This window comes from Streptomyces sp. NPDC058284 (assembly GCF_042881135.1).
In the GTDB taxonomy this organism is placed as follows: Bacteria; Actinomycetota; Actinomycetes; order Streptomycetales; family Streptomycetaceae; genus Streptomyces.
The window spans coordinates 1-6,877 of record NZ_JBHVYE010000061.1 but is presented as its reverse complement, the minus strand read 5'-3'; the positions used below and the strand labels follow the sequence as shown (position 1 = coordinate 6,877).

Here is a 6,877-nt window from a genome sequence, read left to right as displayed (position 1 = left end):
CCGTGCTGGCCCGCACCGTCCCGTGCTGGCCCGCACCGCCTCGTGCCGTCCCGTGCCGCCTCGTGCCGCCTCGTGCCGTGACCTACGTCACTTTGGGTGGGTCTTGGTCCGGGGGTGGCGTCCGTGTCACTATTTCCGCACGACTTCCCTGCCCGAAGCCGTTTTGCGGGCGATGGGCCGAGTGTCGTATCCGCCGCCGGGCGCCGGCCGTGCCGGGTCTGTGCCCCGCCTGTGGCGCCGATCCCCCTCTCATGCTTTTCTGCCCGTGTGCCGTGGCGCCCCGGCGCCGGTGCTCTGCCCGCCTGCCGGCGGGGAGTTCTCTGCGCCGCAGCGCAGGAACGGACCCCGGGGTGCGGGGTGCGGCCGGAGGCGGGCAGGGGCCGGCCGCGCGGGCGGGTGCCTGATTCTCTGAGTGGTTCCGGGCGGGCGCGGTCTGCCGCGGCCGTCGGCCGTTGGGTGTCCGCCCCCCCGGCCCGCTCCGCGGCCTCCGCGGCCCTCGCGGTCCCTTCGCGGCGTGCCCGGCCGGTGGCCTGCTGCCCCTCCGCCTCTTCGTGCTCCTTGCGCTGTGCTGCCGCACCCTCGGGGTCCGTTGGCTGTTCCGCTGCTGGATCGCCGGCTGAACGTTTCGCCCCGCAAGACCTGTGCCCGCCCCTGCTGTGAAGGGTGCGGAGCGAGAGCGGAGGGGGCACCGGATGGGGGGCGGGGGCGGGCGAGCGGGGGTGGGGGGGGTGTTCCGCCGGCCTTGCGCAGTCCGTGGCGCCCGCACCCGCCGTGCCGTCCGCCCCCGTCCTTGTGTTCGCGCCCCCGCCTTCCGGGTGGCTCGGTTCCTGCTGTGCGGCGGCCCCGCGCCGTGGCCCCGCCGCCCGGCCCGGCCGGCAGTGATCCCGGCGAGGACCAGCACCCCGCCGTCCGCCGTCCTTGCCCAGGTACTGCGGGACAGCGTCGAGGCGCCGGTCACCGCGGCGGTGGGCGAGGACGGGCACCTGGCCGTCCGCCGTCCCCGCTCTCGTACCACGCCCCGCCCCGCCCGATGCCCGTGCTCTGTCCAGTTTTTGCTGTCCCGCCCCGTCCTGTCCCGACGCCCGTGCCTGGCCGGTGCTTGCTGTCCCGCCCCGTCCTGTCCCGACGTTCGTGCCCTGGCCGGTGCTTGCTGTCCCGCGCCGTCTGTGTCCCCTACCGCTCCAACGCCCGGGCCGGGCGCGGCATGTGTCTCTGCGTTCCGCCCTTGCCCCGCCTCAACGCCTGCGTGCCGGCCGGCACGTGCGCCCCTCTGCCCTTGCCCTCATCGTCTTCCTCGCTCGTCCGCTCGTCCGCTCGCCCGCCCCTGCCTCTGCTGCCGGATCACCTCCGTACCTCCCGCCCCTCAGCACCCGTCCCCGCTGTGAAGAGCACAGGACAAGGGCGGAGGGGTGCCGGGTGGGGGAGCAGGGGCAGGCGGGCGAGGGGGCGGGGGAGAGTTCGGTGTGAGGGTGCGCGCCCTGCCGTCCCGCCTCAACTTCCGTACCGCGTACCAGCCGTGCCCGCTCTGGCGCCTGTCCCGTCCTGGCCCGGCCCCGGCCCCGGCTTGGCCTGGCCCGCCCTGGCCAGCCCCGGCACCCGCACCTTGTCCGGCACATGCTGCCCCGCGCCGCCCTGACCCCGCACCGCACCGCACCGCGCCGCCCTGACCCTGCACCGCCCCGACCATGCACCGCACCGCGCCGCCCTGACCTTGACCCTGCATCGCGCCGCGCCGCCCCAACGCCCGGGCCCGGTGCGGCTTCTGTCTTTCCGTTCCGCTCCTGTCTTCCCTGACGCCCGTATACGGTCCAGCCCCCCGCCCGGCCGGCCTGTCCGGTCTGCCCGCCCCGCCCCAGATGCCCCAGCTGCCCCAGCCGGCCCGCCCAACCCGGCCCGCCCGGCCCAGCCGGCCCGGGTCACCCGCCCCGCTCCGCCCCAGCCGGCCCGCCCAACTGCCCCGCCTCAGCCGGCTCGGCCCAACCCGCCCTGCCCAACCCGCCCGGGCCACCCGCTCAGCCCGGCCCAACCGGCCCGGGCCACCCGCTCAGCCCGACCCGCCCGGCCCAGCCGGCCCGGCCCAACCCGCCCGGCCCGCTCCGGCCCGGCCCGGCCCGCCCGGCCTGCTCCGCCCGCCCTGTCCGCTCCGGCCCGGCCCGGCTGGTCCTGTCTGGCCGGTGCGGTGTGGGTCCCGCCCGCCCCGCCCCGTCCTGTTCGTTCGTTCCGTGTCGCCTTCCGTCGTCTGCGGGTCTGCCGTCGTTGACGGGAGTTGTCCGCGCAGGCGGCGGAAGGCGGTGCGGCAGGCGTTGTCACCGCTGTCCCTTCCTTCTTCTGCCCCCGCCCCGCCCCGCCCGCTCCGGGCGGGGCGGGGCGGGGCGGTGTGCACCAGGTGGTGCACGTGCAGAAGGCAGACTCTAGAGAAAGTGGATTCCCGATATGCCCAGGCTATGCAAGCCGTCCGTGCGTGTACCGGAACACGTCATCACAGCCGAGGAGACGCTGCAGTTCGCCGAGCGGGCCCACGCCGGGAAGCCGCAGCTTCCCCTGGCGCTCCGGCTGATCCGCAACACGGGGGTGCAGAAGCGGCATATCGTGCAGCCCATCGAGCAGACCCTGCGCCACCCGGGCCTGACCGAACGCAACCGCCTCTACGAGGCGGAGTCGAAGAAACGTACCCCCGAGGTCGTCGAGGAGGCCCTGGCCAACGCCGGGCTCGGCGCCCGGGACATCGACGCGATCATCTACGTGTCGTGCACCGGGTTCCTGATGCCGTCGCTGACGGCCTGGCTCATCAACACGATGGGCCTGCGCTCGGACACCCGCCAGATCCCCATCGCCCAGCTGGGCTGCGCGGCCGGCGGCGCCGCGATCAACCGCGCCCACGACTTCTGCCTGGCCCACCCCGCCAGCAACGTCCTGATCGTCTCCTGCGAGCTGTGCTCGCTGTGCTACCAGCCCGACATGGACGACATCGGCTCGCTGCTCTCCGACGGGCTGTTCGGTGACGCGGTCGCGGCGGCCGTGGTACGCGGCGCGGGCGGTACCGGGATCGAGCTGGAGGCCAACTCCTCCTACCTCATCCCCCACACCGAGGACTGGATCTCCTACGCGGTGCGCGACACCGGTTTCCACTTCCAGCTGGACCGCCGGGTGCCGGGCACCATGGAACCGCTGGCCCCGGTGCTGCGCGACGTCGCCGCCGGCCACGGCTGGGACGTGGGCAACCTCGACTTCTACATCGTCCACGCGGGCGGCCCGCGCATCCTCAACGACCTCGCCAAGTTCCTCGACGTGGACCGCAAGGTCTTCCGCCACAGCTGGGCGACGCTGACCGAGTACGGCAACATCGCCAGCGCCGTCGTCCTGGACGCCGCCCTGCGCCTGTTCGAGGAGGACACCCCGATGCCCGACGCCACCGGCCTGATCGCCGGGTTCGGGCCCGGCATCACCGCCGAGATGGCCCTGGGCCGCTGGAACAGCGACACCCCGCCCGCCGCCGCCTGACCCCCCCCGCCCCACCCGACGGCACCTGCCATACCCGGCACACCTGCCGTACCCGGCACACCTGCCGTACCTGCCGTACCGGCACATCTGCCGTACCCGGCGCACCTGCCGTACCTGCCGTACCGGCACATCTGCCGTACCCGGCACATCTGCCGTACCGGCGTATCTGCTGTATCTGATCCGGGCCCCTCTGGGGGTCTTCGTGCCGCGTGGGAGAACGCGTGGCCAACGTAAAGGAAACCCATACATGACGGGCCTGATCGTCCCCCCCGGTGCGGGACGCAAGCTGATCACCCCGGCGCAGGAGGTGACCTTCAAGGCCACCTCGGCGCAGGGCTCGGCCATCTCCGTCTTCGAGGTCGTCGTGCCGCCCGGCTTCGATGTCGGCGCCCATGTGCACCACGAGTCCCAGGAGTTCTTCTACGTCCTGGAGGGCGAGCTGGATTTGATGTGCTTCGAGCCGACCGAACGCAGCAAGGACACCTGGCACCACTGGCGTTCCGCCGAGGGTGAGCGGGTCATCAAGGCGGCCGAGGGCGGCTGCATGTTCGTGCCGCCGGGCACCCCGCACGCCTTTCGCAACGCCACCGACAAGCCGGTGAAGATGCTCTTCCAGAGCTATCCCTCGCCCGACCACGAGCACTACTTCGAGGAGATCGCGGAGATCTGGGCGCGCGGCACCACGGTGGACCCCGCGGCCGTGGAGGAGATGCGCAAGCGCTACGACGTCGAGGAAATCACCCCCTTGCGCTACCAGCCGCCCGCGCCCGCGGACAACGGGAAGTGACCGCCATGAACACCCCCCAGACCCCCGCCCCCCAGACCCCCGCCCCCCAGACCCCCGCCGCCCAGACCCCCGCCTCCGCCGCCCAGGCCCAGGCCGCCGCCTCCCGGGCCCCCGCCTCCGCCGCCGGCCAGGCTCCTGCCTCCGCCGCCCAGGCTGCCCTCTCCCCGGCCGCCGCCGGTCAGGCGCCCGCCGCTCAGGCCGGTGCCGGCGAGGCTCCTGTGCCGCTGGTGCGGGCCAGTCTGGGCGAGGCCGAACTGGCCGCGGTCGCCGAGGTGTTCGCCTCGGGCTGGCCGGCCGGGCAGGGCCCGCGGGGCACCGCCCTGGAAGCCCAGCTCGCCCAGCGTTATGACCGCCACGCGGTGGCGCTGGCCAACTGCGGGGCCGCCCTGCACGTGGCGCTGCTCGCGCTGGGTGTCAGGGCGGGCGATGAGGTCATCGTCGCCGACTACACCTTCCCCGCGCCCGCCCACGCGGTGCGCTACCTCGATGCCGTGCCCGTCTTCGCCGACGTGCGCCCCGACACCCACACCGTGGACCCGCAGGCCGTCGCCGACCTGATCGGCCCCCGAACGGTCGGGATCATCGCGGTGGACACCGTGGGCCTGCCCGCCGACTACCGCGAACTGCGGGCCCTGGCCGAGCGCCACCACCTCTTCCTCATCGAGGACGCCGCCTGCGCGGTCGGCGCCACCTACCAGGGACAGCAGGCCGGCGCGCTGGCCGAGGTGGCCTGCCTGTCCTTCCACGGACGCAAGGGCGCCACCAGCGGCGAGGGCGGCGCCCTGCTGGCCGCCGACCCGGCCCTGGCCGCCGATGCCCGCCGGCGCTCCTCCTTCGGCATCGGCAGCATCTTCGACCAGTCGCAGATCGTGGGCCTGCCCATCCCGGAATTCACCGAGATCGGCTACAACTTCAAACTCTCCGACATCGCCGCGGCCATCCTGCAGGTCCAGCTCACCCGCATCGGCGAACTCCTTGAGCGCCGCACCGCCGTCGCCGAGCAGTACGCCCAACTCCTGGCCGATGAGGAACTGCTGACCCTGCCGCAGGTGCCGGCCGACCGCACCCACGCCTGGCAGTCCTACCTGGTGCGCCTGGACGAGCGGGTGGACCGCGCGGCCCTGGCCGCCGACCTGCGCGGCCAGGGCATCGGCTGCGGCCACGGCACCTGGGCCAGCCACCTGCAGCCCGTCTTCGAGGCCAAGCAGAGCTGCCCCGTCTCCGCCGACCTCTTCGCCCGCCACCTGGCCATCCCCATGCACGCCGAACTCAGCACCGCCCAGATCGAACGGGTCGCCGGCCGGCTGCGCACCGCACTGCACACCCACATGGCCCCCGCCCGGGCCCGGAAAGGCACCGCATGAGCGAGAACACGAGCGACAACACGAGCGGGAACACGAGCGGGAACACGAGCGGGAACGCCCCGGCGCCCGACACCATCCTGCGTCTGATCAACGGCTACTGGTCCACCGGCATCCTGGGCGCCGCGTGCACCCACCGCCTCTTCACCCACCTGCAGGAGGGCGCAGGCACCGCCGCCGCCCTGGCCGAGCGTGCGGCCATCTCCGAACGCGGCGCCCAGACCCTCCTGGACGGTCTGCTCTCCATCGGCCTTGTCACCCTGCACGAGGGCCGCTACCAAAACAGTGCCGAGGCCGCCGCCTACCTCGTCGAGGGCCGGCCCGCCGACCTCAGCGCCATGGCCCGCCTCAAACTCACCCACATGGGCAGTCTGATGGCGCTGCCCGAGGTGGTGGCCGCCGGCGGCCCCGTCACCGACCCGGCCGTCGAGGTCGCCGACAACCCGCACTGGGGCCAGGTCGTCACCGCCATCGCCGCCCAGTCGGTGCCCGCCGCGGCCCTGGCCGCCGACCTGCTGGGCCTGGACGGGGCCGGCGCCGTCCGCATCCTCGACATCGGCGGCGGCTCCGGCATCTACTCGGCCACCTGGCTGGCCCGCAACCCCGCCGCCCGCGCCACCCAGCTCGACTGGCAGCCCATCAACGCCATTGCCCGCCGCCAGCTCACCGAACGCGGCCTGGGCGAGCGTTTCACCTGCATCGACGGCGACTTCCACACCACCGAACTGGCCCCCGGCGCCTACGACATCGCCCTGTACTCCCACATCGCCCACCAGGAAGGCCCCGAGGACAACATCGCCCTGTTCACCCGCTTCAAGGACGCCCTGGCCCCCGGCGGCGCCCTGGTCGTGTGCGACTACGTCGTCGAGGACGACCGCAGCGGCCCGCCCTTCCCGCTGCTGTTCGCCTCCGAAATGCTCCTCAAGAGCACCCAGGGCGGCACCTGGCGGCGCACCGACTACCACAGCTGGCTCACCAAAGCCGGCTTCAGCGACATCTCCTTCCACTCCGCCCCGCCCGCCACCCTCGTCATCGCCCGCTAACCCCCCCCACACACACACACCGGCACACCGGCACATCCCGAAGGACAGAAGGACATCACCGTGGAACCTGTCAACGTCGCCGTCATCTACTACAGCGCCACTGGCAACGTGCACACTTTGGCCCAGGCGGTGGCCGAGGGCGCGGAGAAGGCCGGGGCGAACGTGCGGCTGCGCAAGGTCGCCGA

5 protein-coding genes are annotated in these 6,877 nt (G+C 73.6%); all 5 read left to right on the top strand.

Translation table 11 applies throughout. The annotated features are described in order from the left end of the window. Positions 1-2,433 precede the first annotated feature (2,433 nt). The gene (locus ACFVYR_RS37915) at positions 2,434-3,501 is read left to right on the top strand and encodes a type III polyketide synthase (RefSeq protein WP_384261855.1); all 1,068 of its coding nucleotides are present in this window, start codon (positions 2,434-2,436) and stop codon (positions 3,499-3,501) included. A gap of 247 nt (positions 3,502-3,748) precedes the next feature. Further along, positions 3,749-4,288 (top strand): cupin domain-containing protein, encoded by a 540-nt coding sequence (locus ACFVYR_RS37910; RefSeq protein WP_384261858.1) that lies wholly within the window; start codon positions 3,749-3,751, stop codon positions 4,286-4,288. Between the two features lie 5 nt (positions 4,289-4,293). Then, positions 4,294-5,652 carry a DegT/DnrJ/EryC1/StrS family aminotransferase gene (locus ACFVYR_RS37905; protein WP_384261860.1) on the top strand — a complete coding sequence of 453 codons (1,359 nt, stop codon included), beginning with the start codon at positions 4,294-4,296 and terminating at the stop codon, positions 5,650-5,652. Next, positions 5,649-6,692: a methyltransferase gene (locus tag ACFVYR_RS37900; protein ID WP_384261862.1), complete on the top strand. Its 1,044-nt coding sequence runs from the start codon at positions 5,649-5,651 to the stop codon at positions 6,690-6,692. The genes ACFVYR_RS37905 and ACFVYR_RS37900 overlap by 4 nt, the downstream gene beginning before the upstream one ends. Positions 6,693-6,752: 60 nt before the next feature. Then, on the top strand, positions 6,753-6,877 hold a 125-nt coding region (locus tag ACFVYR_RS37895; protein ID WP_389613988.1), incomplete at its 3' end, for a flavodoxin domain-containing protein.